This window comes from Nonomuraea roseola (assembly GCF_039535395.1).
Lineage (GTDB): Bacteria > Actinomycetota > Actinomycetes > Streptosporangiales > Streptosporangiaceae > Nonomuraea > Nonomuraea roseola.
In genome coordinates, this window is the sequence record NZ_BAAAXC010000012.1 from 621,984 (window position 1) to 647,434 (window position 25,451).

Consider the following 25,451-nt stretch of genomic DNA (forward strand, 5'->3'; position numbering starts at 1 on the left):
CAGGCGTAGGAAGAGCGTGACAGAAACTCTCTTCCCGAGGAGAACCCGAATGCGATTCGTTTCACGAATCCTGACCGGCGCCGCCATCGCCACAGCTGTGGCTGTCGGCGCCCCGGTGGCCGCCAGCGCGGCGACCACCGGCGCGGCGACCACCGGCACGTCCTGGGGCGCGTACCACTCCAGCGACCACAAGGCGCAGGCCTCCGGTCAGGTCGACGTGGCCAAGAAGTCCTACAAGACCTGGCACTGGGAGACCTTCTACAAGAAGGTCCAGGTGTGCTGGAAGGACAAGCACGGCAACAAGCACTGCGTCTGGAAGAAGAAGCCCTACAAGAAGAAGGTCTGGACGTGGAAGCACGACTTCTTCTTCACCGTCGACAGCACCCTCACCAACCACAAGTGGTGGGGCAAGAAGAAGTACGTCTGCGCCTGGGAGACCTTCAAGGTCATCAACCACGACGGCTCCGCCTACCTCAAGAGCTTCAAGAACTGCGGTAAGGGCGACGCCGACTACTCCTTCTCCGGCAAGAACGCCAAGCACATCTACGTCGATGTGAGCCGGGGCAGCTACAACGGCCCGAAGGGCTTCCACTCCGGTTGGAAGGCCGTGTATCACGCCTGACAACTCGCCATAAAGGGCCGTGATCTCCTTGTGAGATCACGGCCTTTTGTTGGGATTGCAGGGAGGTCCCCGGCGGGCAGCTGTCAGGATATGCAACTTGTGATCGCTATATTGCTGGCGATTTATGGGCAAGGTGTGCCGGGAGAGGCGCAGGCCGCCTATCGCAGGGAGGCGATCGGCGCCTTCAGCCCCTTCGTCCGGTCGGGCGCGTGGGAGATCTCACGGTGGACGGGGCCCGAGCGGGAGATCGGCTTCGCGGCGGACGAGCTGGTGCCCTCCTGGACCGCCGACACCCCCGCGGGGAGCTGGCTGCGGGTCGAGGTCAGGATGCCGGGCTCGGGCTGGTACGTCATGGGCAGATGGGCCTACGGCGAGAGCGGCATCAGGCGCACCACGGTCAAGGGCCAGGCCGACGCGACGGGCACGGTCGTGGCCGACGTGCTCAGGCTCAGCAGGCCGGTCACCTCCTATCAGCTGAGGGCCACCCTTCTTCGCAGGCCGGGCTCCGCCGTACGGCCGGTTCTGCGCAGCCTTGGCGCGGTGGCCTCGGCGCGCGGCGTCCCAGCCAAGGGGAGCGCGGGGGCGGCGTGGGGACGCGAACTCGGGGTGCCGCGCAAGTCGCAGCTCGCGCACGCGGACCACGGAGGGCGCGCCTGGTGCAGCCCCACCTCCACGGCCATGGTGGTCGGCTACTGGGGCAGGGGCCCGCGCCCCGCGGAGACGGCCTGGGTGCGCAAGAACGACCCCGATCCCGCCGTCGACCACGCCGCCAGGCACACCTCCGACAGGGCGTACGGCGGCAGCGGCAACTGGGCGTTCAACACCGCCTACGCGGGCGCGTTCGGGCTCGAAGCCTTCGTGACCAGGTTCCCCTCACTGGCCGCGGCCGAGCCGCTGATCGCGTCGGGCGTCCCCTTCGTGGCCTCGCTCTCGTTCACCGCAGAGGAGCTGGGGCGCGACAGCGATGGTCACCTGGTCGTGGTGACCGGCTTCACCGCCGAGGGCGACGTGATCGCCAACGACCCCGCCGCGCGCGGGGTGCGGGTGGTCCTGCCCCGCGACGCCTTCGAGCGGGCATGGGTGCGCTCCAGCTCGGGCACCGCCTACGTGATCCACCCGCCGGGCAGGGGCCTTCCTGCCGGCGTGGTAACCGAATAGTGTTCTGGTCATGCATCCGGGAGCCATCGCAGCAGTCACCCCCGACAAGCCCGCTGTGATCATGGCGGGCTCCGGGCAGGTCGTCACCTACCGCGAACTGGAGGAGGAGTCGAACAGGCTCGCGCACCTCTTCCGCGCGGCCGGGCTCAAACCGGGCGACCATATCGCTTTCATGCTGGAGAACCACCCGCTCTTCCTGGTCATCGCCTGGGCCGCGCAGCGCTCCGGGCTCTACTACACCGCGATCAGCTCGCGCTTGCGGAGCGAGGAGCTGAACTACATCGTCGAGAACTGCGAGGCCAGGATCTTCATCTCCTCGGCCAGGCTGGCCGAGGTGGCCACCACGGTCTCCGCGCCTGGCGTGGAGCGCCGCCTGATGCTCGACGGCGTGGCCGAAGGCTTCGAGTCCTACGAGAAGGCGGTCGGGGACCTGCCCGTGACGCCGATCGAGGACGAGTGCCAGGGCTCGGACATGCTCTACTCCTCGGGGACCACGGGACGGCCCAAGGGTGTCAAGCCGACCCTCTCCCAGGCGCCCCTCGACACCCCTGGGCCGCTGCTGCAGCTCATCCAGTTCCTCTTTGCGCCGTCGGCCGACAGCGTCTACCTCTCGCCCGCGCCGCTCTACCACGCCGCGCCGCTGCGCTACTGCCTGCAGTTCCAGCGGCTCGGGGCGACGGTGGTGGTGATGGAGCGCTTCGACCCCGCCGAGTACCTCGCGCTGGTCGAGCGGTACGGGGTGACGCACTCGCAGCTGGTGCCGACCATGTTCATCAAGATGCTCAAGCTGCCCTCCAGGAACGATTACGACCTGTCGTCCCTGAGGTGCGCGATCCACGCCGCCGCGCCCTGCCCCGTCCCCGTCAAGGAGCAGATGCTCGACTGGTGGGGGCCGATCATCCACGAGTACTACGCGGGAACCGAGGGCAACGGCTTCCTCTACGCGGGCCCCACCGACTGGCTGGCCCACAAGGGCACGGTGGGCCGCCCACTGCTGGGTGTGGTGCACATCCTGGACGAGGAGGGCGACGAGCTGCCGCCGGGCGAGCGCGGCACGGTCTATTTCTCCGACGGCCCGCGCTTCGAGTACCACGGCGACCCGGACAAGACCCGCTCCGCGCAGGACCCGCGGGGCAGGGGCTGGACCACGCTCGGCGACATCGGCTACCTCGACGAGGACGGCTTCCTCTACCTGACCGACCGCCGCTCCTACATGATCATCTCAGGCGGGGTGAACATCTATCCCCAGGAGGCGGAGAACGTGCTGTCCGTCCACCCGAAGGTGGCCGACGTGGCCGTCTTCGGCGTGCCTGACGAGGAGATGGGCGAGCAGGTCAAGGCCGTCGTCCAGCCCGCCGACCCCGCCGAGGCGGGACCCGCGCTGGAGGCCGAGCTGATCGAGTACTGCAGGGAGCGCCTGGCCCACTACAAGTGCCCGAAGAGCGTCGACTTCCGCGACGAGCTGCCCCGCCACCCGACGGGCAAGCTCTACAAGCGCCTGCTGCGCGAGGAGTACCTCGACAAGCGCTGAGCCATCCATGCCGAACCCGCATGTAACAGCGGTGACGCCAACAACGGGAGCCTCAGGAACGTCACAACCCGTGTTCTCACCGACACGGAGGCTCCCATGGCGCACCCTTCCTTCGACCCGAGCCGGCACACCCAGCCCGGGCACCCGCACCCGCAGTACGGCGGCCCGCCCCGCCGCAAGAGCAACGCGCCGCTGATCCTCATCGTCATCGCCTCCGTCCTGCTCCTCGTCGTCGGCGGCTGTGCAGCCCTCATCGCCGTGGCCGCCGGCGGCGGCGAGCCCGACACGACGGCCGCCGTCGAAACAGGGAAGGCGGCCGGCGGCAGGGCCGAGAGGTCGAAGCGGCCCGCCGAGCCGAAGGCGGCCGGGATCGGCGCGCCCGTGCGCGACGGCAAGTTCTCGTTCACGGTCACCAAGCTGGAACGACGCGACCGGATCGGCAGCGACGTGATCGGCGCCGACGCTCAGGGCGTGTTCCTCCTTGTGCATGTCACGGTCGAGAACATCGGCGACGAGGCGCAGACGTTCATGGCCGCGGCCCAGAAGCTCCACGCGGGAGGCAAGCAGTACGAGGCCGATTCCGGCGCCTCCATCTACCTGGACGACGCCAAGTCGCTCTACGAGACGATCAACCCCGGCAACGTGGTGAAGGGCGTCGTCCTCTTCGACGTCCCCAGGACACTGAAGCCGGAGACGATCGAACTCCACGACTCCCTCTTCTCGGGCGGCGTGCGGGTGTCGCTGTCTTGACCGGCTGGGGCTCGCTCCTCGCCGGATGAGTTTTCTCTGAGAGATTCGGAGCGCTACCCCCGCTCGACCTGCGGTGATAAGCGCGGCGTCAGGGCGTGCAGGGGCCGCGGATCACCGGCTTAACCGGCGTTTACAGCTGCGTTGACACCCTGGGTGTACGGCACGCCACGGTGGCGGGCCTCAGTGGCCTCTTGGGGATGGAAATGAACACGAACGAGCCTCGTGAGCAGGGCGAAGGCAACGTGGGTGGGGGATGGACCCAGTTCGGTTCCCAGCCCCCCGTTGCTGGGCGGTTCTCGCAGGGCGCGCCCTCGGGCACACCGCAGGGCGCCCCTTCCGACCAGGCGCAGGGCGCCACCGCGCACGGCACGCAGGGCGCTCCTGCGAGCAGCGCTCAGAGTGTGACGGACGGCGGCGCGCCGGGGGCGCCCGCGGCCGAGGACAGGGTGTTCTCGCACGGGGCGCCCTCCTCGGACGACACGACGATCATGGCGGTGCCGGCCGTACCGAAGCAGCGGTCGCGGTTCACGGCGGGCCAGAAGGCGATCGCGGGGCTCGCGCTGGCGGCCACCGCGCTGGTGGGCGGCGCCGCGGGGGCGGTGACCGCCAACGTCTTCGGCGGCGGCGGGGGCACCGCCGTGGCCGCGTCGCCGAACCCCACGTTCAAGCAGGTGTCGAACCCGCTGACCGTGGCCGACGTCGCCCAGAACGTGCAGCCGTCGGTCGTGCGGATCCAGGGACAGACCGGGGAGGGCTCCGGCGTCGTCCTGTCGGCCGACGGCCTGATCCTCACCAACAACCACGTGGTCGTCGGCGCGGGGCAGGGCGGCGGCTCGATGACGGTGAAGTTCAGCGACGGCAAGACCGCCAAGGCCACGGTCGTGGGCACCGACCCCGCCACCGACCTGGCGGTCATCAGGGCCGAGGGCGTCTCGGGGCTGACCAAGGCCGCCCTCGGCGACAGCGACGCGCTGCGGGTCGGCGACGCGGTGCTGGCCATCGGCAGCCCGCTCGGCCTGGACGGCTCGGTCACCGCGGGCATCATCAGCGCGCTGGACAGGACCCTCACCGTCGGCGGCGAGGACGAGGGACGGCAGCAGCTGCCGCCGGGATGGGGCAACCAGCGCAGCCAGTCGCAGGGCTCCACCACCACGATCGGCGGCGCGATCCAGACCGACGCCGCCATCAACCCCGGCAACTCGGGCGGCGCGCTGGTCAACGCGTCGGGCGAGGTGATCGGCATCAACACCGCCATCGCCACGGGCGGCACGGGCAGCGGCAACATCGGCGTCGGCTTCGCCATCCCGATCAACACCGCCAACCAGGTGGCCCAGCAGCTCATCGAGAGCGGCAAGGTGAGCCACGCCTACCTCGGCGTCAGCGTCACCGACGCGACAGGCGACGTTCCTGGCGCGCTGGTGCGGCAGGTGCAGCAGGGCAGCCCCGCGGCGAAGGCGGGGCTGAAGGAGGGGGACCTCATTACCAGGATCGGCGACAAGCCGGTCGATGGGGGAGATACCGTAGTGGGACAGGTCAGAGGTTTCAAAGTCGGCCAGCAGGTCAAGATCACATACATGAGGAACGGTCAGACCCAGGAAGCGACCGTGACCCTCGAAGAGAAGAAGACCACCGAGTAGAACCCCCCTCGCTAACGGAGGTACCGTCGAGATCGCTGCGGACTCGGCGGTACCTCCCCCCCTTTTCTGTCGTGACTACTGGAACCTGCGCCCCTCGTCGCGGCGGTAGGCCCACACCGCCGCCGCTCCTGCCACGATCGTCCAGACCGCCAGCATGACCAGCGCCAGCGGGGTGGCGGGCAGGTCGGTGGTCGCGGCCCAGACCAGCTCCATCGCCCCCCTGCTGGGCAGGTACGGCGCGACCGCGCCGATGAAGGCGGGCGGGTCCAGCGGGTTGCCGAGCAACCCGCCGCCGATCGCGATCGGGAAGAACAGCACCTGCGAGACCGCCACCGCGGCCTTGGCGGGCAGTGAGTAGCCGACGAGCAGCCCCAGCATCATGAACGGCAGCGCCCCCACGAGCAGCGCGCCGAGGCCGAGCAGCAGCTGCAGGGGGGTGGCGGTGGCCTCGGTCAGCAGCGCGGCGACCAGCATCACGGGAACGACCGCGATCAGCGTGATGGCCAGCGAGGTGAGCATCCGCCCCGCGAAGCGCGGGAAGGGCCCCGCCGGCAGGGTGCGAAGGTAGGGATCCCACGGCTTGCCCCTGTCGTCGGCGACACCGATGCCGAGGCCCATGAGGCTGCTGGACATGACGGCGAACATGGTCATCGAGGCCGTGCCGACCGTCGCGGCCAGCGGGTGGTCCCCCGCGAACGGCACGACGAAGGCGAGCATCGCGACAGTGGGGAAGAAGACGCTGGCCACGATGGCGATCGGGACCCGCAGGTGCTCGAGGAACTGGTAGCGGGTGTGGAGAAGGACCAGGCTAGACATCGACGGTCTCCTTCGAGGTGATGGCGAGGAAGGCGTCCTCGAGCGTGGCGGGGCTGATCTCCAGATCGGCGAACGCGACGCCGCTGGCCACCAGGTCGAGCACCAGCCGGTCGGAGTCGGGGGTGAGCAGGTGGTGGCGGCCCTCCACCCGCTCGGCGCTGACCACGCCCGGCAGCTCGGGCAGTTCGGCGACAGACAGGCTGACCCTGCGCACGCCGACCATGCCGCGTACGGCCTGGATGGTGTCGTCGGCCAGCACCCTGCCGCGGCCGATCACCACCACCCGCTCGGCCAGCGCCTCGACCTCCTCGAGGTAGTGGCTGGTGAGCACGACGGTGCCGCCCTCGGCGTGGAAGGCCCTGATGCCCTCCCACAGCGCCCTGCGCGCCTCGACGTCGAGCCCGGTGGTGGGCTCGTCGAGGAAGACGATGCGGGGACGGCCCGCGAAGGCCAGCGCCACCGCGAGACGGCGCTTCTGGCCGCCCGACAGCCCGCCCACCTGGCGCTTGGCCAGGTCTCGCAGGCCGAAGCGGTCGAGCAACTCCCACTTGTCCAGCTTGTTCGGGAAGTGGGAGGAGACGAAGTCGACGATCTCGCCGACCTTGAGCGCCTCGGGCAGACCGGTCTCCTGGGGCGTCACGCCGATGCCCTGCCGTACGCGGGGGTCGGAGGGGTTGCCGCCCAGTAGCTCCACCAACCCCTTGGTCGGCTTGCGCAGGCCCACGAAGAGGTTGACGAGCGTGGACTTGCCCGCGCCGTTCGGGCCGAGCAGGCCGACGAGCCTGCCCGCCTCGATCTCCAGTGACACGCCGTCGAGGGCGTTCACCTCGCCGTAGCGCTTGCTGACTTCGACGGTCCTGGCCAGGGTGGTCATTGCTCTCCTCCAAGAAGGGCGCGGATCGCGACGGTGTATTCCTCGAAGGCCAGCCGTCCGCGCCTGGTGAGCGCGACGTAGGTGACGGGGGTGCGGCCCTTGTGCGTCTTGGTGATCTCGACGTAACCCGCGTCCTCGAGTTTCGTCAGGTGCACCGAGAGGTTGCCCGCGGTCATGCCGAGCAGGTCCTTCAGCCCGGGGAAGGCGATCTGGTCGCCCTCGCACAGGGCGTTGAGCGTGGCCACCACGCGCAGCCTGGCCTGGGCGTGGATGACGGGATCGAGGTCGGGAACGCTCACCCGCGCCGCCTGAGCACGATCCCCGCCACGAAGAAGCCGCCGCCCACGAGCAGGGAGACGAGCAGGGAGTGCCAGCCCGGGCCGAGCATGGCGCCGACCGCGTTGACGACGGCCACCCAGACCCCGATCAGGAACATCGGCCACTCGCGCCAGACCGCGCCGCCCGCCATGTAGAGGACGGCGACGACCAGCAGCGAGACCGAGGCGTAGAGCAGGCCGACCTGCTCCCGAGGGAGCAGCGGGGCGAAGCGGCTCACGATCAGGCTCATCGACATCATTCCGACGAACCATGAGTAGCCGTACATCATCCCGCGCTGGGCCGACTCCCCGCGGACCTGGACGCCGCCGGACCTCGCGGTCCAGAACAGGAAGGCTCCGGCCAGCAGCTGGCCGCCGAACAGGATGGACAGAGCGAGCTGCCAGCTGATCGGGGCCAGCGGGCGGCCGTCGAGGCCGTAGGACAGGAAGAACGCGCCGAACCCGACCATCCAGGCGACGCCCCACGGGGCGTACAGAAGCAGGGGGTCGGGTTGGAGCCTGCGCGCGGTGGCGGCGCTCTGTTCCTCGATGAGCCGCATCATCTCGGCGGGGCTGAGGTCTTCCTCGTCCACGTCGCTCCCCATAGGTCCATTTTGTCAACTAGTTTGTACTATAAACCTGCTTGTGTGGCAAACGCAAGAGCGGCCCCTTCCCATGAGGGAAGGGGCCGCAGCGAGGCGGGTCAGCTCAGTTCTTGCCGCCCGGCAGGAAAAGGCCGATCAGGAGCGGGTCGTGGTCGGAGGAGCGGAAGGCGTCGGGCCGGTACAGCGCCGGCGGGTTGTACTCGGTGTTGTAGTCGAGGATGCGCGGCTCGTCGGAGTTGACGTGCCAGATCGTCGCTCCGGTCACCCGCTTGAGCAGCTGCTTGCCGACCAGCGCGTGGTCCAGCTCGCCCGCAAGACCGTTGAACAGGTAGCTGTAGCGCATCGGCGTGGGCACGAACCGCTTGGTCACGCTGGTCAGGCCGCCGGCCTCCAGCTTGTCGATCGGGTCCTCCTCGCCGTAGGCGTTGAGGTCGCCGAGCACCAGCGGGTTGGGCAGGTCGAGGGAGGAGATCAGCCCGAGGACGGCCTCGGACTGCCTGACCCGCAGCGGGTTCCAGCACGACTGCCCGTCACCCTGGTCGGCCTCCGGACCGCTGGGCGGACAGGACCCCTTCGACTTGAAGTGGTTGACGATCATCGTGAACGGCTGGCCGCCACCGGCGCGCCTGAACGTCTGGATCAGCGGCGGCCTGCTGAAGACCGTGTCCTCGGAGGAGCGCGCCGCGCCGTCGGGGGAGACCCTGGCCGGCTTGTAGATCATCGCGACCTGGATCTCGTCCGTGCCGGGGAAGGGGTGCGCGAGGGCGGCGTAGGTGCCCGCGCCCACCTTGGCGTTCAGCGCGTCCGTCAGCGCCTGCAACGCGGTCTGGCCGTTGTTCTCGACCTCCATGAGGCCGACCACGTCGGCGTCGAGGCCCTGCAGCGTCGCCACCAGCTTGTCCAGCTGCCGCTGCTGCTCGACGGCGGTGGTCGCGCCCCGCGAGCCGAGCGTCGTGAACCAGTTCAGCGTGTTCAGGCTGGCCACCTTGACGTTGCCGCCGACGGGCAGCGGCCTGGGCAGGCGCGGGTTGGTCGGCAGGAAGGTGATCGGCTTGGTGGGCTGCAGCCTGTAGGAGCCGAAGCCGTAACCGAGCACGCCGGTCACTCCGAGGGCGGTGTCGCCCGTGCGCACCACGCGCGGGCTGGTGTGCGGGATCGTGGCGGGGTTCTCCCTGCTGGATCCGTCGTCGATCAGCAGCGAACGGCGGGCGTCGAGCGCCGCGTCCACACCCGGCCTGTCGGTCGGCTGGTAGAGCCGGCCCTCGGAGGAGACGGTGACCTCGCCGAAGCGGCCGAGGTTGTAGTGCTCGGTGACGGTGAGCGGCTCGGCGAAGCGGACCAGCATGTTCTCGACGGGCTCGAAAATGGTCCCCTCCGCCCTCGGCAGCTGCTGGGGCTCCGCGGAGACCGTTCCCGTGCCACAGACGTCGATCGCGGTGACGGGCGACAGCTCGGTCCAGCCGTTGAACTCGACCACCTTGCCGGTGACCAGTACCCTGTCGCCTGCCTTGACGTCCTTGAAGGTGTCGCGGGCGAAGGCGAACAGGCCCTCGGAGGTCTTCGGGTCGGAGTCGGGCGTGGCGTCCTGCAGGAAGAAGCCGCTCAGCTCCGTGCTCTTCTGGAAGTCGCCGGTCACGACGCCCTCCACCCGTACGGTCTGACCCGCCAGCGGGCTGGCCTCGCCCGCGCCCTGGACGGCGGCGATCTGGTGGGTCGCGGCCGTGTCGCAGGGCTCGCCCGTGGGCGACGGCGTCGGTGTCACCGTGGGGGACGGGGTGGGAGTCGGCGTGGGGGTCGGCTCCTCGGTGCCTCCGCACGGCGTCGCGGGAGAGGCGGTGTTGCGCGGGGCGGGCGCTCCCGCCTCGAGGTCGGCGGAGTTGTCGTCGGTGTCGGCGCACCCGCGCGCCTTGCGCAGGGCCGCCGTGCCGTTCGTCAGGCCAGGGGCCGCAGCCGAGCCCTCGAAGAAGTTGGCGGTGCCGAAGCCGACCAGGTCGGCGATCTGGGCCGTCTGCTCGGGCGTACAGGCGGTGGGGCTGCCGTTGCAGGCCAGACCCGTGGCCGAGCGGACCAGCGCCACCTTGCCCGCGCTGCCGCTGACGTTGATGGAGCCGGTCGCGTCGGGTGCGGGCAGCGCCGTGCCGGGGTTGGCGCCCGCGGCGAGCTGCACCAGGTAGTACTGGCCCGCCGCCAGCGTGCCGGAGAGTCTGGCCACGTTGGCGGCGAAGTGGCCGGTGCCGGTGGCGCTGGTGTACTGCACCGACCAGCCGTCGATGGCCACAGGGGCGGAGCTCCTGTTGAAGAGCTCCACGAAGTCGTTGGCCAGCGGCGCGCCGGTGTTGCCGCCGCCGCCGTAGACCTGGCTGATGACGACCGGCCCCGGCGCCGCTGAGGCGGGGGCGGTCGAGAGGGTCGCCACGCCCGCGGCGGCGAGGCCGAGAGCGACAAGGGCGGTTAAAGCTCGCATGACCGGCACTTTAGATGGTGATAACCGAACGTAACGCCACAAAGGGATGAAATCATCTACCCTTGCCAGACGCCGGCCCCCGACATGTCGTCTCATGACCTAGCAACGCGGGTATGACCAAGGACATGGACTGGGCCACGTGTTCATACTCCCCGTCATGCACAGGAGTCGCGCGTCAGCCGTACGGTCGCTGTCTGTCACATCTGTCACCCGAGCAACTGACCGACGCGCTCGAGGGCCTCCGCCCCGGGCGGCAGCTCGACCTCCGCGGGACCACTGTCGACGGCGAGCTGCTGGCCAAGATCCTGGCCGCCACGGAAGGCAGGCCGGGCAGGTCCCGCATGGACCTGGCCCGCTTCACCGGCGAGGCGCGCTTCACCGAGGTGCGCTTCCAGGGCGACGTGTCGCTCGACGGCGCCAGGTTCGACAGGCTCGCCTCCTTCTTCGGCGCGACCTTCATGGGCAACGTCTCGTTCACCGGGGCCAGGTTCGCCCGCCAGCTGTCCTTCCACGGCGCCACCGTGCGCGGCCACGCCTGCTTCGACAGGGCGGTGGTGGCCAGCGACGCCCTGTTCAGCGAGGCCGTCTTCGCCCGCGGGCTGTCGTGCGAGCGGGCCAGGTTCGACGGCTACGCCACCTTCGACGGCGCCTGGTTCGGCGAGCTGGCCGCCTTCAGGGGCGCCAGGTTCGGCAGGACGCTGTCGTTCAGGAAGGTGCGGGGGAGGGCCGGCTTCGAGTCGGCGCACTTCGCGTCGTCGGCCTACCTGTCGGCCACGGGACGGCTGGCCGCGACGGGCGCCCGCGCCGACGGCGCGCTCGACCTGGCCGTCGAGGACTGCTCGCTCGACCTGCGCAGGGTGGAGGTGCGGGGCACGACGGCGATCAGGCTCACCGGCTCGCACGCCGACCTCGAGTCGGTCGTGCTGCGCGGCCCCGCGACCGTGACAGGGCGGGGGTTCTGCACGATCAGCTCCCTGCGCGGGGCCGTCGCTCCCGACCTGTCGCTGTTCGGTCTCGACCTGTCGGCCTGCAGGTTCGCGGGGCTCGCGCACCCGTCGGGCCTGCGGCTGACCGGCTGCACGTTCGCCTTCACCTCCAGGGGCGTACGGCTGAGCCTGCGCTGGCCCCCGCTGCGCTGGTTCTCCCGCCGCAGGGCCCTGCCCGACGAGCACCGATGGCGCGGCTGGACCCGGGGCCCCGACGGCCCCCCGCCGCCCGACGGCCTGGCCGAGATCCACGGCGAGCAGCGCTGAGCTACCCCATCTCGGCCAGCACCTTCTCGATGGCCCTCAGGTGCATGGAGCGCCACCCGCCTCCCATGATCTTGCGGGAGACCTGCTGCCTCGGGTCGTCGGGATCGAAGCCCTCGTGGTCGAGGAAGAGCCTGGTTCCCCTGCCCTCGGGCTCGAGGCGCCAGGTGACCGTCCAGCCGAGCCGGCTGCCGTCGTCCCAGCTCAGCTTGATCAGTCTCTCCTTCTCGATCTCGAGCACCTCGCAGTAGACCGTCCCCGAGAAGTCCGCCGCCTCGACGGGAGTGCCCTGGAAGGTGAACGTGTGACCCACCTCGGGCCGGAAGTCGCCCGGCATCAGCCACTTGTTCAGGTGCTCGGGCTCGGTCAGCGCTCGCCACACCTTGGCGGGCGGGTGGGCCAGGAACTGGTCCACGTGGATCGCGCGCAGGTCTTCAGCGGTCGTCATCGTCTCTGTCCTCCATGTCGTCGAGCACCGTGCCGAGGTCGGCGAGCCGTTCCCGCCAGAACCGTTCGTAGGGGGTGAGCCAGTCGCGTATCTCCATGAGAGGCGCCGCCTCCAGGCGGTAGTGCCGCTCCCTGCCGTGGCGGCTCTCGGCGACCAGCCCGGCGTCCTTGAGCACCTTGAGGTGCTCGGAGACGCTCGGCCTCGCCATGTCGAACCGTTCGGCGAGCCTGCCCACCGGCTGGGAGCCGCCGTCGAGGAGCAGTTGGAGAAGCTGCCTCCTGGCCGGGCTGGCGAGCGCCGCGAACACGTCTTCTCGCATGTCGCCGACTATACGTCGGAAATTTCCTACCAGTCAATCTCAGGGATCTCCCCGATGTTGACCCTCGGAGGGGCTTCGTACACTGGAGACCATGCTCATCGACGACTACGTGGCGGGACTCGCGCGGGCTCTCGACGGTCCGGGCGGCCCCAAGCGTGACCTGGTCGTCGAGGCCCGCGACAGCCTCGTCGACACCGCCGAGGCCTACCAGGAAGAGGGCATGGCCCGGGTCGAGGCCGAGCGCCTGGCCGTCGAGGAGTTCGGTGAGCTGCGCGAGATCGCGCCCGCCTACCAGCGCGAGCTGACCGCGACGGCGGGGCGCAGGCTCGGCGCGCTGCTGTTCGTCAGCGTGCCGCTGACGACGCTGCTGTGGAGCCTCATCTGGGCCTTCTTCCCCGTGGACGCCGATGCCTGGGCGCACAGGCCCGACTGGTTCCTGCTCGCGGCCCGCACGCTCGACCTGTTCCACCTGGCCACCGGTGTGCTCGGCGGCCTGATCCTGCTCATGCTCACGTGGGGCTCGCGCTGGGTCCGCAGGCCCGAACGGGCGACCCGCCTGCTCGCGGTGTGGGTGTGGACGATGCTGCCGGTGACGCTGCTGCTCAGCGCCGCCCTGCAGTACGGCTCTCAGGGTCCGGCCGGCTTCTCCACCTTCCTGCCCGGCATGATCCTCTCGCTGACCACGCCCCTGCTGAACGGCCTGCAGTTGTACGCCGCCGCCCGCTGCCTGCGCCTGACCCGCCGGCTCCGAGCAGCCTGACCCTCAAGCCAGGCCGTCACGCCTGGCTCACCCGGTTGTCTCCGCCCGCCTCGCGCCGGGCTCCAGCACGCTCGCGATCACCTCGGCGAACTCCCTCCAGGCCGACCGCTCGCCCGCCAGCTGTCTGGCCCCCGAGGAGGTCAGCCGGTAGGTGCGCCGCTTGCGCCCGCCCACCGTCGCCCACTCGCTGGCCAGATAGCCGACCCTCTCGAGCCTGCGCAGCGCCGGATAGACGGTCCCCGTGGGGACGGCGAGCGCGCCTCCGCTGCGCTCCTGCAGCGCCTCGATGATCGCGTAGCCGTGCAACGGCTCGTGCTCGAGCACGGAGAGCAGCAGGGCGTCCATGTGCCCGCGAAGCGCGTCGGGATTCACATCGCCCATCCTAGGTCCGCGTTCGTCATGTAGGCAGTCTACATGTAGCCTGTCTATATGTAGACAGACACAACGACGGAGTTTGATGCGATGGACGTCCTGGACCTGGCCCGCCTGCAGTTCGCGCTGACAGGCAGCCTGCACTTCCTCTTCGTGGCCCTCACGCTGGGCCTGGCGCCGCTCGTGGCGATCATGCACACTCGCTGGGTGCGCTCGGGCAACCCCCTCCACGAGCACATGACCCGCTTCTGGGGCCAGATCTACGTGATCAACTACGCCCTGGGCATCGTCACGGGCCTGGTGATGGAGTTCCAGTTCGGGCTGAGCTGGAGCGGCCTGTCGCACTACGCGGGCGACGTCTTCGGCGCGCCGCTGGCCATGGAGACGCTGGTCGCCTTCTTCCTGGAGTCGACCTTCCTCGGCCTGTGGATCTTCGGCTGGCACCGGCTGCCCAAGGCTCTGCACCTGGCCTGCATCTGGATCGTCACCCTCACCGCCTACGGCAGCGCCTTCTACATCATGATCGGCAACGCCTTCCTGCAGAACCCGGTCGGCTCCGTCGTCAGGGGCGACCACATGGAGCTCACCGACTTCGGCGCGCTGATGTCCAACAGCGCCCTGGTCGGGGCCTTCCCGCACGTCATCGGCGCGGGACTCGCGGCAGGCGGCTTCGTCATGATGGGCGCCAGCGCCTACCAGCTCCTGCGCCGCACCGCCTACCTGGAGTTCTTCACCAAGTCGCTGCGCACGGGGGTCGTGGTCGCGGCCATCGGGGTCGTGGTCGCCGTGGGCAGCGGTTACGCCCAGCTCGGCCTGGTGCAGGAGGACAAGTTCGAGGCCAACACAGGGGCCGCGGTCGGGCTCGGCTTCATGATGCTGATCGGCGAGCTGCTCCAGCTGGTGGTGGTCTTCCTGATGCTGCCGACCGTCTACTGGCTGCCACGCTGGCGCTGGACGCACCCCATCCTGATCATCATGACGCCCCTGCCGTTCCTGGCCGCCGTCTTCGGCTGGATGGCCAGGGAGATCGGCAGGCAGCCATGGATGATCTGGGAGCGGCTCACCGTCGCCGACGCCATGTCGCCAGGCCTGACCTCGGGCATGGTCACCACGTCGCTGATCGGCTTCACCGGCGTGCTCGGCCTGCTCGCCGTCGTCGACTACGTCCTCATCGTCCGCGTCGTACGGCGCGGCCCCGGCGACCTCGCCCTCGGCGCCTGGCCCCTCACCCCCGCCCCCGCGCCCGTCCGCCTGGAGGTCTGACATGGAAGTCGTCTGGCTGCTCGCCTTCGCCGTCCTGCTGGCGGGCTACTTCGCCCTCGAGGGCTTCGACCTGGGAGTGGGGCTGCTGATGGCCGGCCGTCCCCAGGAGCGCAGGGACCGCATGGTCGCGGCGATGGCGCCGTACGTGCTGGCCAACGAGGTGTGGCTGGTGGCCGTCGCGGGGGTGCTGTTCGGCGCGTTCCCCGTGCTGGAAGGCGAGGTGATCTTCGCGCTCTACCCGTTCGTCGTGTCCATGCTGCTGGGCTGGATCGTGCGCGACGCGGGCCTGTGGTTCCGCCGCAGGATCGAGGGGCGAGCGTGGCGCGGCTTCTGGGACCTGATGATCTCGCTCGGCTCGCTCGTGCTGGCCTTCGGCTGGGGGATGGTCATCGGCTCGGTCGCAGGGCTGCCGTGGATCGCCGGGCTCGGCCTCGGCGCGCTCACCACCGCGCTGTTCGCCTTCCACGGCAGGACCTTCCTGGCCTGGAGGGAGGGGCGGGGCGGCGGCAGGGTCCTCGCGCTGTCGGGGCTCGCGGCCGCCGCGCCCGTCGTCGTGCTGCTGGCGGCCGTCGCCCCGCACCTGCTCGACCACGCCGCACCTGCCGCGACGCTGAATGTGCTCAGTCTCATGGTGGCCCCGTTCGCACCCCTCATGGTGGGCGCGCAAGTATGGGTGTGGCGCACCTTCCGTCCAGGCAAGGGCTCCGACCGCATCCCGTCGTTCTTCTAGAGGGCTCGTGCACAAGGATCTCCTGCGGCTCATGCGAGCCGAGCGCTCGGTACGCGCGCATCTGACCGTCACCCTGGCCGCCGCCGTGATCGCGGGGCTGCTCGTGCTCGTCCAGGCCGAGCTGCTCGCGGGGGTGCTGTCGGGCAGGTTCGCCACCGGGGCGCTGCTGTTCCTGGCGGCCGTCGTCGGGCTGCGCGCGCTGCTCGGCTGGGGGCAGGGGATCTTCGCGGCGCGCACCTCCACGGGAGTGAAGTCCGCGCTGCGCCACAGGCTGCTGGCCAGGCTCCAGGAGCTCGGGCCCGCCAGGCTGTCCGGGCACCGCTCGGGCGAGTTGGTGACGCTCACGGGGCGCGGCCTCGACGCGCTCGACCCCTACCTGACCGGCTACCTGCCCGCCATGGCCGTGGCGGGCGTGGTGCCGGTGGCCGTCCTCGTCAGGCTGTTCGCGGCCGACCTCACCAGCGCGGTCATCGTGCTGATCACGCTGCCGCTCATCCCGATCTTCGGGGCCCTCGTCGGGATGCACACCAAGGCGGTCACCGAACGGCAGTGGCGCGCGCTGTCCCTGCTCGGCGGGCACTTCCTCGACGTGGTGCGCGGCCTGCCCACCCTGCGCGCCTTCGGCAGGGCGCGCTACCAGGCGAGCGTCATCCAGCGGGTGGCCGACTCGCACAGGTCGGCGACCATGCGGACGCTGCGGGTGGCCTTCCTGTCCTCGCTCGTGCTCGAGCTGTGCGCCTCGCTGTCGCTCGCGCTGGTCGCGGTGCCGATCGGGCTGCGGCTGCTCGGCGGGTCGCTCGACCTGACGACCGCGCTGCTGGTGCTCCTGCTCGCGCCCGAGGCGTACCTGCCGCTGCGGATGATGGGCACCCGCTTCCACGCCTCGATGGAGGGCGTCGCGGCGGCCGACGCGGCCTTCGCCGTCCTCGACGACGCCGCCGCCCCCGAGCAGGCCAGGACCGCCGCCGCTGTCCCCGCCGCCGCCCCCGAGCAGGCCAGGGCCGCAGCAGTCCCCGCCTCCGACGGTCCTCCCGAGATCCGCCTGGAGAACGTCACCGTCCGCTACCCCGGCCGCGACGACCCCGCCCTGCGCGAGGTCTCCCTGGTGATCACTCCAGGGGAACGGGTGGCGCTGGTGGGGGAGAGCGGCGGCGGCAAGAGCACCCTGCTGCACCTGCTGCTCGGCTTCGTCGCCCCCACCGAGGGACGCGTGCTGGTCGACGGCGCCGACCTGGCCGAGCTCGACCTGACCGCATGGCGCGATCGGCTGGCGTTCGTGCCCCAGCGCCCGCACCTGTTCGCCACCTCGGTCGCCGACAACATCAGGCTCGGCGCGCCCTCGGCCCCGCCCGAGCTCGTACGGCGGGCCGCCGCCGCCGCGCACGCCGACGAGTTCGTCGACGCCCTGCCCGACGGCTACGACACGCTGGTGGGGGAGCGTGGCGCCAACCTGTCGGCGGGCCAGCGGCAGCGGCTGGCCCTGGCCCGCGCGTTCTGCCGTCCTGACGCCTCGCTGCTGCTGCTGGACGAGCCCACCGCGCGCCTCGACGGCCGCAGCGAGGCCGCCGTCGTCACCGCGACCGCCGAGCTGAGCAGAGGGCGTACCTCGGTGATCGTCGCGCACCGGCCCGCGATGATCGACCTGGCCGACCGCGTGATCCGCATCCAGGAGGGGCGGGTCGTCTCCGACGTCCTCGCCGCGAAGAGCCTGGTCCCAGGCGCGAGCGCCGCGCAGGCGGGAGACGAACGATGACGAACACCACTGACCCGGGTATCGAGGTGACGGAGCCGATGTCCGGCCGCCGCATGAACCTCCGCCTGCTGTGGGCCGTGCTCGCCGGGGCGGCGGCCGAGCTGACCGGGCTCGGCCTGATCGCCTCGGCCGCCTGGCTCATCACCAGGGCAGCCGAGCAGCCGCCGCTCGCCGCGCTGAGCGTGGCGATCGTCGCGGTGCGGGCGTTCGCCACCAGCAGGGGCGTCTTCCGCTACGCCGAGCGCCTGACGGGTCACGACGTCGCCCTGCGCGCCCAGGCCGCCACGCGCGAGCGCCTCTACCGCTCGCTCATCCCGCCGAGAGCTCCCCGGCACGGCGGCGCCGACCTGCTCAGTCGCATGGTGGACGACACCGACGCCGTCCAGGACCTGCTGGTGCGCTGCCTCCTGCCCGCCACCTCCGCGCTCATCACCGGGCTCACGGCCGTCGTCATCGCCGTCGCCGTGCACCCCGCGGCCGCGCTCGTGCTGCTGGCGGGGCTGGTCGCCGCTGGCGTGCTGCTTCCCGCCGGCACGGCGGCCGCCGCGCGTCGCTGGTCGGCCCGCATCGCCCCCGCCAGGGCCGCGCTCGCCGAGAGGGTGGCCGACCTGGTGCACGGCTCGGCCGACCTGACCGCCTACGGCGCGGGCGAGCGAGCCCTGTCAGGCGCGCTCGACGCCGACGCCGACCTGGCCGCGCTCGAACGCCGCCAGTCCCGCGTCCACGCGGCGGCGCTGGCCGTCGGGGTGCTGGTGCAGGGGCTGACCGTGGCCGCCATCGTGCTGCTGGCCCAGGGCTCGGGCGCGGGCACCGTCGCGACGGCCGTCCTGGCCCTCACCGCGCTGGTCTCCTTCGAGCCTGTGCTGCCGCTGGCCGCGGCGGGGGAGCGTTACGCGGGGATCTCAGCGGCGCTGAAGCGGCTGAAGGAGGTCCGCTCGGTGCAGCCCGCCGTCACCGAGCCCGGCACCCCCGCGCCCCTGCCGGGAGCGCCGCTGACCGTCGAGATCGACGACCTCGTCGTACGGCACGCGCCCCACGCCCCCGCGGCCGTCGACGGGGTGAGCCTCACGCTGACCCCCGGCAAGCGCGTCGCCCTGGTCGGCCCCAGCGGCGCGGGCAAGAGCACGCTGCTGGCCGCCCTGATGCGCCTGGTCGAACCCGAGTCGGGAGCGATCACCGTCAACGGCGCCGACCTCAGGTCCCTCGACTCCGACGACGTCAGGACGCTCATGACCGGCCTGACCCAGGACCCCTACATCTTCCAGACCACCCTGCGCGACAACCTGCGCCTGGCGGGCCCCGACGGCACGGACGAGGACCTGGAGCGGGCCGTACGGCGGGCGCGCCTGGAGCGCTGGGTGTCGCGCACCGGCTGGGACGCCCAGCTCGGCGAGGACGGGCGGACGGTCTCGGGCGGGCAGCTGCAGCGCCTGGCCCTCGCCAGGGCGCTCCTGTACGACCCGCCCGTGCTGCTGCTCGACGAGCCCGCCGAGGCGCTGGACGAGGCCACGGCCGACGAGCTCATGGCCGACCTGCTCGACGTGACGCACGGCCGTACGACGCTCATCGTCACCCACAGGCTCAAGGGCCTGGAGGAGGTGGACGAGATCGTGGTGATGGAGCACGGCAGGGTCATCCAGCGAGGACGCCACGACGAGCTGGTGGCAGGGCCCGGTTACTACCGTGATCTCTGGCAGTCGGAGGCGCTGGTCTCGGGATGATCTCAACTATGTGATGAAATCAAGGCAATCGTTGCGTATGTGAGTTTTGTCCCGCGAATGTTCTCCCGTACCAGATCAGAGGGGGAACCGGATGCGGGGCCGGACGACGTGGGTGCTCAAGCGTGCCGTCAGCGAGCCGCTTCTGCCCCTCACCGCCTTCGCGGCGATCCTCCTGGCGACCACCACGCTCGTGTCCTTGTCGATCTACATCTCCTCCGTGGTCGACGTCGGCGTCCGCTGGAGCGTGACACACGCCGACGGGGCCGACACCTCGGCGGAGGTCTCCACCTGGATCAAGGGCGCCACCTTCCCCCAGGCCGACGCGGCCGTACGCGCCCAGGCTGCCGAGTCCTTCGGCAGGTTCAGGCCGGAGATCGTCTCGTCCGTCACCTCGAGCGCCTTCCACGGCGAGGACGGCGCGCAGCTCTTCTTCGCCACCCGCTCCGACCTGGAAAATCGCGCCAAGCTGGTGCAGGGCCGGTGGGCCGGTCCTGGCGCCGAACCGCTCCAGGCGACCCTGGCCCAGGACAGCGCCCAGCGCCTCGGCGTGCGCGCGGGCCAGGAGCTCACCGTACGGCGCGGCGAGACAGGCCCTCCCACCACGGTGCTGGTCACCGGAGTGTTCGCCACCCCCGACGACCTCTATCCCCGCCTGGACCCCGCCAGGAGCTCGCTCATGCTCTCCCAGGAGAGCTTCATGGCGCGCTTCACCGACCAGATGCTCGGCTCCTGGTACGTCCTGCCCGACCTGAGCGGCGTCAGCACCGGCGACCTGGCCGGCCTCGCCGCGGCGGCCGCGCGCCTGCCCGACCAGCTCAAGGCTCGCCCGGCCTGCGCCGACTGCACGGTCAGGGAGGAGCTGTCGGCCTACCTCGGCCAGCTCGACCGCAGCGCCCTCGTCGGCCAGTCGACGATGCTGGTGCCGGTGCTGCAGCTGCTCATCCTGGCCGGCTACTCCCTGATGCTGACGGCCAGGATGCTGGCCGACCGCCGCCGCATGGAGGTCGCGCTGCTGCGGGCCAGGGGCGCGGGCATGGGAGGGCTGGTGTCGCTCAGCCTGACGGAGGCGCTGCTGATCGCGCTGCCGAGCGTGCTGATCGCCCCCTTCGTCGCGCCGCACGTGCTCAACGGGGTGAGCGGCCTGCTGTGGGCGCAGGCGGGGGCGGTCAGGGTGCCGGCCGCCCCCGAGCCCGTCACGTTCGCGATCGCCGCCCTCGCCGCGCTGGCCGGAGCGGCGCTGCTGGCCGCGTCGGCGGTCAGGAGCGCCCGCCGTACCTACGTGGAGGAGCAGGCGGCGCGCGGGCGCGGCGACCGCAGGGGCGTGCTGGCCAGGGCGGGCGGCGACCTCGCCCTGCTCGTCGTGGCGGCGCTCGCCGTCTGGCAGCTCACCAGGTACGGCTCGCCCGTCACCGCGACCGCGGGCGGCGTGCTCGGCATCGACCCCATGCTGGTCACCGGGCCCGCCCTCGCCCTGCTGAGCGGCGGGATGCTGGGCATGCGCCTGGTGCCGTGGACCTCCAGGATCGTCTCCGCCCTGACCTCGCGACGCACGACGCTGGCCCCCGCGCTCGGCGCGTGGCAGGTCAGCCGCCGCCCCCTGCGCTACGTCGGCCCCGCGCTGCTGTTGACGATGGCCGTGGCCATCGGGGTGCTGTCGATCACCACCACGACCACGTGGGAGTCGTCCCAGCGCGACCAGGCCGGCCACAGGGTCGGCGCGGACCTGCGGATCTCTCCCGTCCTCGACCAGGGCGAGGTGGGCGGGCTCGGCGCGGGCAGGGTCTACGCGCGGCTGCCAGGCGTGCGCGCGATCAGCCCCGCCTTCCGCGACTCGGTGGCGATCGGCGCGGGCTCGGCCCAGCTGCTCGCGCTCGACGCCGACCGGCTCGCCCAGGTCATGAACCTGCGCGAGGACCTGTCGGCCACCCCGCTCACCGACCTGGCGAGGGCGCTCAGGGCGGGCAGGCCCTCGCTCGGCTCCGTGCCGATCCCCGGCACCCCGTCCGTGCTCAGCCTGCCGCTGCGCACCCAGGCGCCCGCGCCGCTCGACGCCGCGATCCTGCTCACCGACGCCGACGGGGTGCGCTGGCGGCTCGGCCTGACCGACAGGGGCTCGGGCGACGAGCGCCACCTGGTCGCCGACCTGGCCGCCCCCGCGGGCCGGGCGGGGAAGATCGCCTACCCGCTGGCGCTGCGCGGCTTCTCCTTCGGCGAGACGGGCGCGCCCGTCGTGCTCGGCGCGCTGACCGCGGACCAGGCCGAGGTGCCGCTGCCGGGCGACGTGGTGTGGACCGGCTTCGAACAGTCGAGCCTGCAGGGGACCGCAGGAGTCGGCGAGGGCAGGGCCAAGGAGGTCCGCGCGGGCGAGGGCGCGCTGTTCGGCCTCGACGCGATCCCCGCCAGGGGCAAGGCGGTGGTGCTGGCGGTGCCGCCTGACACGCCGCCCGAGCAGGTGTTCGGCGGAACCGTGGACGGCAGGGCGACCCTGCCCCAGCCGCTGCCCGTCGTGATCACCGACGAGCTGGCCGCCCAGGAGAAGCTCTCCGCGGGCACGAAGCTGTTCCTGCCCTTCGACGCCACCACCTCCCACCTGGTCGTGGCCGCCGTCGTCGACAGCCTGCCGGGCACGGACGTCGGCGAGCCCGCCGTCCTGGTGGACCTGCCGACCATCGCCGACAGGGACGTGCTCACCGTCAACGCCCCGCCCAGGGTCACCGAGTGGTGGGCTGCGACAGTGGACGGCGACCCGTCCGCCGCCACCGCGGCGCTGGCCGCCCACCCGGGCTGGAGCGCCCGCGTGCTCGACAGGAAGGCCGTCTTCACCGAGCTTCGCGACGACCCGCTGGCCGGCGGCCTGCAGGGCGCGCTGCTGGTCGGCTTCGCCGCGGCGGTGATCTTCGCAGGGCTCGGTTTCGCGGTCAACGCCGCCGTCGCCGCCCGCGAGCGCTCGGCCGAACTGGGACTGCTGCACGCGCTCGGGGTGAGCTTCCGCCAGGTGCTCGGCCTGCTCGCGGTGGAGCAGACGTTCCTGATCGGCCTCGGCCTGGCGGGCGGCACCCTGCTCGCGGGCGGCATGGCGACCGTGGTGGTGCCGCACCTCGTGCTGTCCGGCCAGGTCACCGCGGTGACGCCGCCGGTGAGACTGGACATCCCGTGGATCCAGACCGCGATCCTGCTCACGGTCATCGCGGCGGCCCTGTTCGCGATCGTCGCCGCGCTGGCGGGCTCGCTGCGCCGCCGCGGCCTGGTGCGGGCCAGGCACGCGGGGGAGGACGCATGACCATACTCAGGCTGGCAGGTCGGCTGGCGCTGCTGCACAGAGGCATCAGCGCGCTGCTGGCGCTGCTGGTGCTCACCGTCACGTTCCTGGGCAGCGCGCTTCCCAGGGTCTTCGAGGACTCCTACGAGCGCTCGCTGCGGCAGGCCGTCCAGGAGACCAGGCCCGAGCTGCTCGAGATCGCCGTGGGCGCCCGCTCGGCGTTGCCGACGCGGAGGCCGAACAGCGCCGCCGACCTCGACACGGTCACCAGGAAGCTGCGCGCCGCCATGCCGCAGGCCCTCGCCCCGTTGATCGGCGAGGTGACGTACGGCGTGAGCACGAACCGCGTCAGGCTCGTCGGCCACGTCGGACATGAACCCCGCCGCAACAACTTCGTCGACCTGGCATGGAACAGCGGGGCGGCCGAGCGGGTCCGCTACGTCAGGGGCGAGGCGCCGTCGGCGGTCACCACCGGGGCCAACCCGCTCACCGCCCGATCGACGCCCAACCCCTACCAGGACTCCGCGCTGAGCATCATGCTGGCCAAGCCGACGCTGACCGCCGTCGAGGCCGGGCTGCCCAGCGACGTCACAGGGCAGATGGGAATCGAGGTCGGCGACACGATCGTCTCCGGAGCCGGAGTCCTGATCAAGGTCACCGGGCTCTACGAGCCGATCGATCCCTCCGACCCCTTCTGGTCGGCGTACCCCTCGATGTCGCACGTGTACATCCCCGACCCCGCCGCCAACTCGGCCGCCTTCGTGGTCACCGGCCTGGTCGGCGAGCAGGGCGTCGCCGTGATGGCGGGCGTCAGCGCGCCCATGCACTACCGGTGGGGGTTCGCGCCCGTTCCCGCCGCCTTCAGCATCAATCAGGCGCCCGGCACCGCGTCGGCCTTCGACGCGTTCACCGCAACGGCGCGCAAGCTGTCGACCCCGGTCATGCCGTACAAGGTGACCAGCCAGCTGCCGAAGATCCTCGAGGACTTCCTCGGCAAGCTCGGGGTCACGCAGACACTCATGGGAGTGCTGCTGGCCGGGCTGTTCGCGGTCGCGTTCGGCGTGGTGGCGCTCGTGGTCGGCCTGCTGCTCGGCCGCGTCGCCGCCTGCCTGGTCGCGGCCAGGGCCAGGGCGGCCTCGACGAGCCAGTTCGCGGCCGTCGGCTCCACGGTGATCCTCCTCGCGGTCCTTCCCGGCTCGCTGCTGGGTTTCGCGCTCTCCCGCCTCGTGCCGGGGCTGGACACCACCGTCTCCCTGCTGTCCGCGCCGCTGCCGGCCCTGGCCACCCTCCTGTACGGCATGGCGCGCCTGCTGCTGACCCACCGGCAGCCGCTCGTGGAGCAGCGCGACGACCTGGTCGCCAGGCCGTTCACACCGCGCAGGCTGGTGATCGACCTCCTGGTCGTCCTCCTCGCCGCGGTGGCGGCCTACCTCGCCGTCACGCGCGGCGTGACGACCGCCCAGTCCGCCTCAGGCGGCGACCCGCTCCTGGTCGCCGCGCCCACCGCGGTCGCCGTCGCCTTCGCGCTGGTCGTGCTGTGGGGCTACCCGTACCTGCTGCGCCTGCTGTCCTTCGGCGCGGCCAGGAGCAGGACGGCGGTGCTGTTCCTGGCGGTCGCCTCGGCGGCCCGCTCCAGGACCGCCGCCACGCTGCCCGCGCTGATCCTCGTCCCCGCCCTCACCCTGTCGGTCTACAGCGCGCTCACCCTCGACGCGCTGGACGCGGGGCAGCGCGCCGCCGCGTGGCAGCGGACGGGCGCCGACGCCAAGGTCGGCGTCGGCGAGGGCGTGATCTCGCCCGCCGCCGTCGAGAAGGTCCGCGCCCTGCCAGGCGTGCGGGAGGTCCTGCCCGTGGAGCTGCGAGAGGGCCGCCTGTCGGGCGGCACACTGTCCTTCTCCTACCTGCGCATGGACACCGCCGCCTACGCGCGGCGGCTCGGCTCGGCCCCCTCCGTGGTCAGCGCGCCCGTGGCGGCCGTCAACAGGGCCGCCACCGCGGGCAAGGGCCCCTCCGTGCCCGTCCTGGTCACCGGCGGCCTCGGCAAAGCGCGCAGCAGGCCGATCGTGCTGGAGGGCGGCGAGAGCGCGCCCGTCGTGGTCGACCACGTGGGCCACATCGAGCGCTTCCCAGGGGCCGACCCGCTGGGCGAGCTGCTCGTGCTGCCCGCCTCCGTGCTGCCCGAGCAGAAGGTCGCGATGCGGCCGAACGGCCTCCTCGTCTTCGGCGACGCGCTGTCGGCCGCCGACCTGGAGCGGGCGGCGGGACCAGGCGCCTCCGCGAGCACCCGTGAAGGGGACCTGGCCTCGATCGTCTCGACCCCGCTCACCAGGACGATCAAGCTGGCCTTCCAGCTGTCGGCCATCGTGCTGGCGCTCTACTCCCTGCTGGCGGTGTGGGTGAGCGTGGTCGCCGGCGCGGCGGAACGCGACCGCAGCATCTCCCTCCTGTCCACCATGGGCATGTCGGGCGCGCAGGCGCGGGCGATCACCCTCGGCGAGATCTCACCGCTGGTGGTCACGGCGGCGGTGGCAGGCATCGCGCTGGGCACGCTCTTCCCCGCCCTCTTCGGCGGGGGCGTCGATCTGAGCGGCTACGCGGGCGGGCTGCCCGTCGGCTACACCGTCACCTGGAGCACCCCGTTGCTCCTGGGCGCGGGGGTGACCCTGGCCGCGCTCCTGGGCGCCGTGGGGCACGTCGCGCTGTCGGGGAGGAGGAAGGCCGGTGTGGCGCTGCGGGCCGGGGAATCAGCGTGAAATGCTGACGGTTCTAAGGAAAGCAAGCGAGACGACGATATGAGGAGCC

Annotated in this window: 21 protein-coding genes; 13 read left to right on the forward strand and 8 right to left on the reverse strand. The window is 71.5% G+C overall.

The annotated features are described in order from the left end of the window. Positions 1-49 precede the first annotated feature (49 nt). The 5 genes from ABFX55_RS15050 (at position 50) to ABFX55_RS15070 (ending at position 5,698) form a co-directional block, all read left to right on the forward strand. On the forward strand, positions 50-622 hold the full coding sequence (locus ABFX55_RS15050) for a hypothetical protein (RefSeq protein ID WP_346121429.1): 573 nt from the start codon (positions 50-52) through the stop codon (positions 620-622). A gap of 90 nt (positions 623-712) precedes the next feature. Next, entirely contained in the window at positions 713-1,780 is a 1,068-nt protein-coding gene (locus ABFX55_RS15055; RefSeq protein ID WP_346121431.1) for a C39 family peptidase, read from the forward strand. Positions 1,781-1,790: 10 nt separating this feature from the next. Continuing rightward, positions 1,791-3,311, forward strand: a complete 1,521-nt coding sequence (locus tag ABFX55_RS15060; RefSeq protein WP_346121433.1) for an AMP-binding protein — start codon at positions 1,791-1,793, stop codon at positions 3,309-3,311. 96 nt (positions 3,312-3,407) lie between these two features. After that, positions 3,408-4,061 (forward strand): DUF4352 domain-containing protein, encoded by a 654-nt coding sequence (locus tag ABFX55_RS15065; protein ID WP_346121435.1) that lies wholly within the window; start codon positions 3,408-3,410, stop codon positions 4,059-4,061. Positions 4,062-4,264: 203 nt separating this feature from the next. Next, complete coding sequence (locus ABFX55_RS15070) at positions 4,265-5,698, forward strand: trypsin-like peptidase domain-containing protein (RefSeq protein ID WP_346121437.1); 1,434 nt, start codon at positions 4,265-4,267, stop codon at positions 5,696-5,698. 75 nt (positions 5,699-5,773) lie between these two features. On the opposite strand, the gene ABFX55_RS15075 is transcribed toward ABFX55_RS15070, so the two are convergent. The 5 genes from ABFX55_RS15075 to ABFX55_RS15095 form a co-directional block, all read right to left on the reverse strand. Then, on the reverse strand, positions 5,774-6,514 hold the full coding sequence (locus tag ABFX55_RS15075; RefSeq protein WP_346121439.1) for an ABC transporter permease: 741 nt from the start codon (positions 6,512-6,514) through the stop codon (positions 5,774-5,776). Continuing rightward, positions 6,507-7,388: an ABC transporter ATP-binding protein gene (locus tag ABFX55_RS15080; RefSeq protein WP_346121441.1), complete on the reverse strand. Its 882-nt coding sequence runs from the start codon at positions 7,386-7,388 to the stop codon at positions 6,507-6,509. Before ABFX55_RS15080 ends, ABFX55_RS15075 begins: the two co-directional genes overlap by 8 nt. Then, positions 7,385-7,687 (reverse strand): transcriptional regulator, encoded by a 303-nt coding sequence (locus tag ABFX55_RS15085; RefSeq protein WP_183659615.1) that lies wholly within the window; start codon positions 7,685-7,687, stop codon positions 7,385-7,387. The genes ABFX55_RS15080 and ABFX55_RS15085 overlap by 4 nt, the downstream gene beginning before the upstream one ends. Continuing rightward, entirely contained in the window at positions 7,684-8,310 is a 627-nt protein-coding gene (locus tag ABFX55_RS15090) for a hypothetical protein (RefSeq protein ID WP_346121443.1), read from the reverse strand. Before ABFX55_RS15090 ends, ABFX55_RS15085 begins: the two co-directional genes overlap by 4 nt. 103 nt (positions 8,311-8,413) lie before the next feature. Beyond that, a complete protein-coding gene (locus ABFX55_RS15095) occupies positions 8,414-10,774 on the reverse strand; it encodes an ExeM/NucH family extracellular endonuclease (protein WP_346121445.1) in 2,361 nt (786 codons plus the stop codon). Positions 10,775-10,887: 113 nt separating this feature from the next. On the opposite strand from ABFX55_RS15095, the gene ABFX55_RS15100 reads away from it, so the two are divergent. Then, positions 10,888-12,027 (forward strand): pentapeptide repeat-containing protein, encoded by a 1,140-nt coding sequence (locus ABFX55_RS15100; RefSeq protein WP_346121447.1) that lies wholly within the window; start codon positions 10,888-10,890, stop codon positions 12,025-12,027. Position 12,028: 1 nt separating this feature from the next. Here the strand turns inward: ABFX55_RS15100 and ABFX55_RS15105 are convergent, their stop codons facing one another. After that, on the reverse strand, positions 12,029-12,472 hold the full coding sequence (locus tag ABFX55_RS15105; RefSeq protein WP_346121449.1) for an SRPBCC family protein: 444 nt from the start codon (positions 12,470-12,472) through the stop codon (positions 12,029-12,031). After that, on the reverse strand, positions 12,459-12,791 hold the full coding sequence (locus ABFX55_RS15110; RefSeq protein WP_346121451.1) for an ArsR/SmtB family transcription factor: 333 nt from the start codon (positions 12,789-12,791) through the stop codon (positions 12,459-12,461). The genes ABFX55_RS15105 and ABFX55_RS15110 overlap by 14 nt, the downstream gene beginning before the upstream one ends. Positions 12,792-12,882: 91 nt before the next feature. Here ABFX55_RS15110 and ABFX55_RS15115 point away from each other — a divergent pair, with 91 nt between their 5' ends. Continuing rightward, a complete protein-coding gene (locus ABFX55_RS15115) occupies positions 12,883-13,551 on the forward strand; it encodes a permease prefix domain 1-containing protein (RefSeq protein WP_346121453.1) in 669 nt (222 codons plus the stop codon). A gap of 27 nt (positions 13,552-13,578) precedes the next feature. Here the strand turns inward: ABFX55_RS15115 and ABFX55_RS15120 are convergent, their stop codons facing one another. After that, positions 13,579-13,923 (reverse strand): helix-turn-helix transcriptional regulator, encoded by a 345-nt coding sequence (locus tag ABFX55_RS15120; RefSeq protein WP_346121455.1) that lies wholly within the window; start codon positions 13,921-13,923, stop codon positions 13,579-13,581. Between the two features lie 90 nt (positions 13,924-14,013). On the opposite strand from ABFX55_RS15120, the gene ABFX55_RS15125 reads away from it, so the two are divergent. The 6 genes from ABFX55_RS15125 to ABFX55_RS15150 all read left to right on the forward strand — a co-directional run bounded on the left by ABFX55_RS15125 (position 14,014) and on the right by ABFX55_RS15150 (position 25,402). After that, the gene (locus tag ABFX55_RS15125; protein ID WP_346121457.1) at positions 14,014-15,186 is read left to right on the forward strand and encodes a cytochrome ubiquinol oxidase subunit I; all 1,173 of its coding nucleotides are present in this window, start codon (positions 14,014-14,016) and stop codon (positions 15,184-15,186) included. A 1-nt stretch (position 15,187) separates the two neighbouring features. Continuing rightward, entirely contained in the window at positions 15,188-15,916 is a 729-nt protein-coding gene (locus ABFX55_RS15130; protein ID WP_346121459.1) for a cytochrome d ubiquinol oxidase subunit II, read from the forward strand. Positions 15,917-15,923: 7 nt separating this feature from the next. Further along, the gene (gene cydD / locus ABFX55_RS15135) at positions 15,924-17,669 is read left to right on the forward strand and encodes a thiol reductant ABC exporter subunit CydD (protein ID WP_346121461.1); all 1,746 of its coding nucleotides are present in this window, start codon (positions 15,924-15,926) and stop codon (positions 17,667-17,669) included. Then, positions 17,666-19,390 carry a thiol reductant ABC exporter subunit CydC gene (gene cydC, locus ABFX55_RS15140; RefSeq protein WP_346121463.1) on the forward strand — a complete coding sequence of 575 codons (1,725 nt, stop codon included), beginning with the start codon at positions 17,666-17,668 and terminating at the stop codon, positions 19,388-19,390. The genes cydD and cydC overlap by 4 nt, the downstream gene beginning before the upstream one ends. A gap of 91 nt (positions 19,391-19,481) precedes the next feature. Beyond that, positions 19,482-22,670, forward strand: a complete 3,189-nt coding sequence (locus tag ABFX55_RS15145; protein WP_346121465.1) for an FtsX-like permease family protein — start codon at positions 19,482-19,484, stop codon at positions 22,668-22,670. Beyond that, positions 22,667-25,402, forward strand: a complete 2,736-nt coding sequence (locus ABFX55_RS15150; RefSeq protein ID WP_346121467.1) for an FtsX-like permease family protein — start codon at positions 22,667-22,669, stop codon at positions 25,400-25,402. The genes ABFX55_RS15145 and ABFX55_RS15150 overlap by 4 nt, the downstream gene beginning before the upstream one ends. Positions 25,403-25,451 lie beyond the last annotated feature (49 nt).

Coding starts and splice junctions, on each gene's coding strand:
- ABFX55_RS15130 (WP_346121459.1), top strand. CDS start 15,188: ATGGAAGTCGTCTGGCTGCTCGCCTTCGCCGTCCTGCTGGCGGGCTAC.
- ABFX55_RS15115 (WP_346121453.1), top strand. CDS start 12,883: ATGCTCATCGACGACTACGTGGCGGGACTCGCGCGGGCTCTCGACGGT.
- ABFX55_RS15090 (WP_346121443.1), bottom strand. CDS start 8,310: ATGGGGAGCGACGTGGACGAGGAAGACCTCAGCCCCGCCGAGATGATG.
- ABFX55_RS15110 (WP_346121451.1), bottom strand. CDS start 12,791: ATGCGAGAAGACGTGTTCGCGGCGCTCGCCAGCCCGGCCAGGAGGCAG.
- ABFX55_RS15055 (WP_346121431.1), top strand. CDS start 713: ATGCAACTTGTGATCGCTATATTGCTGGCGATTTATGGGCAAGGTGTG.
- ABFX55_RS15075 (WP_346121439.1), bottom strand. CDS start 6,514: ATGTCTAGCCTGGTCCTTCTCCACACCCGCTACCAGTTCCTCGAGCAC.
- ABFX55_RS15125 (WP_346121457.1), top strand. CDS start 14,014: ATGGACGTCCTGGACCTGGCCCGCCTGCAGTTCGCGCTGACAGGCAGC.
- ABFX55_RS15060 (WP_346121433.1), top strand. CDS start 1,791: ATGCATCCGGGAGCCATCGCAGCAGTCACCCCCGACAAGCCCGCTGTG.
- ABFX55_RS15070 (WP_346121437.1), top strand. CDS start 4,265: ATGAACACGAACGAGCCTCGTGAGCAGGGCGAAGGCAACGTGGGTGGG.
- ABFX55_RS15105 (WP_346121449.1), bottom strand. CDS start 12,472: ATGACGACCGCTGAAGACCTGCGCGCGATCCACGTGGACCAGTTCCTG.
- cydC (WP_346121463.1), top strand. CDS start 17,666: ATGACGAACACCACTGACCCGGGTATCGAGGTGACGGAGCCGATGTCC.
- ABFX55_RS15100 (WP_346121447.1), top strand. CDS start 10,888: ATGACCAAGGACATGGACTGGGCCACGTGTTCATACTCCCCGTCATGC.
- ABFX55_RS15065 (WP_346121435.1), top strand. CDS start 3,408: ATGGCGCACCCTTCCTTCGACCCGAGCCGGCACACCCAGCCCGGGCAC.
- ABFX55_RS15095 (WP_346121445.1), bottom strand. CDS start 10,774: ATGCGAGCTTTAACCGCCCTTGTCGCTCTCGGCCTCGCCGCCGCGGGC.
- ABFX55_RS15150 (WP_346121467.1), top strand. CDS start 22,667: ATGACCATACTCAGGCTGGCAGGTCGGCTGGCGCTGCTGCACAGAGGC.
- ABFX55_RS15145 (WP_346121465.1), top strand. CDS start 19,482: ATGCGGGGCCGGACGACGTGGGTGCTCAAGCGTGCCGTCAGCGAGCCG.
- ABFX55_RS15080 (WP_346121441.1), bottom strand. CDS start 7,388: ATGACCACCCTGGCCAGGACCGTCGAAGTCAGCAAGCGCTACGGCGAG.
- ABFX55_RS15050 (WP_346121429.1), top strand. CDS start 50: ATGCGATTCGTTTCACGAATCCTGACCGGCGCCGCCATCGCCACAGCT.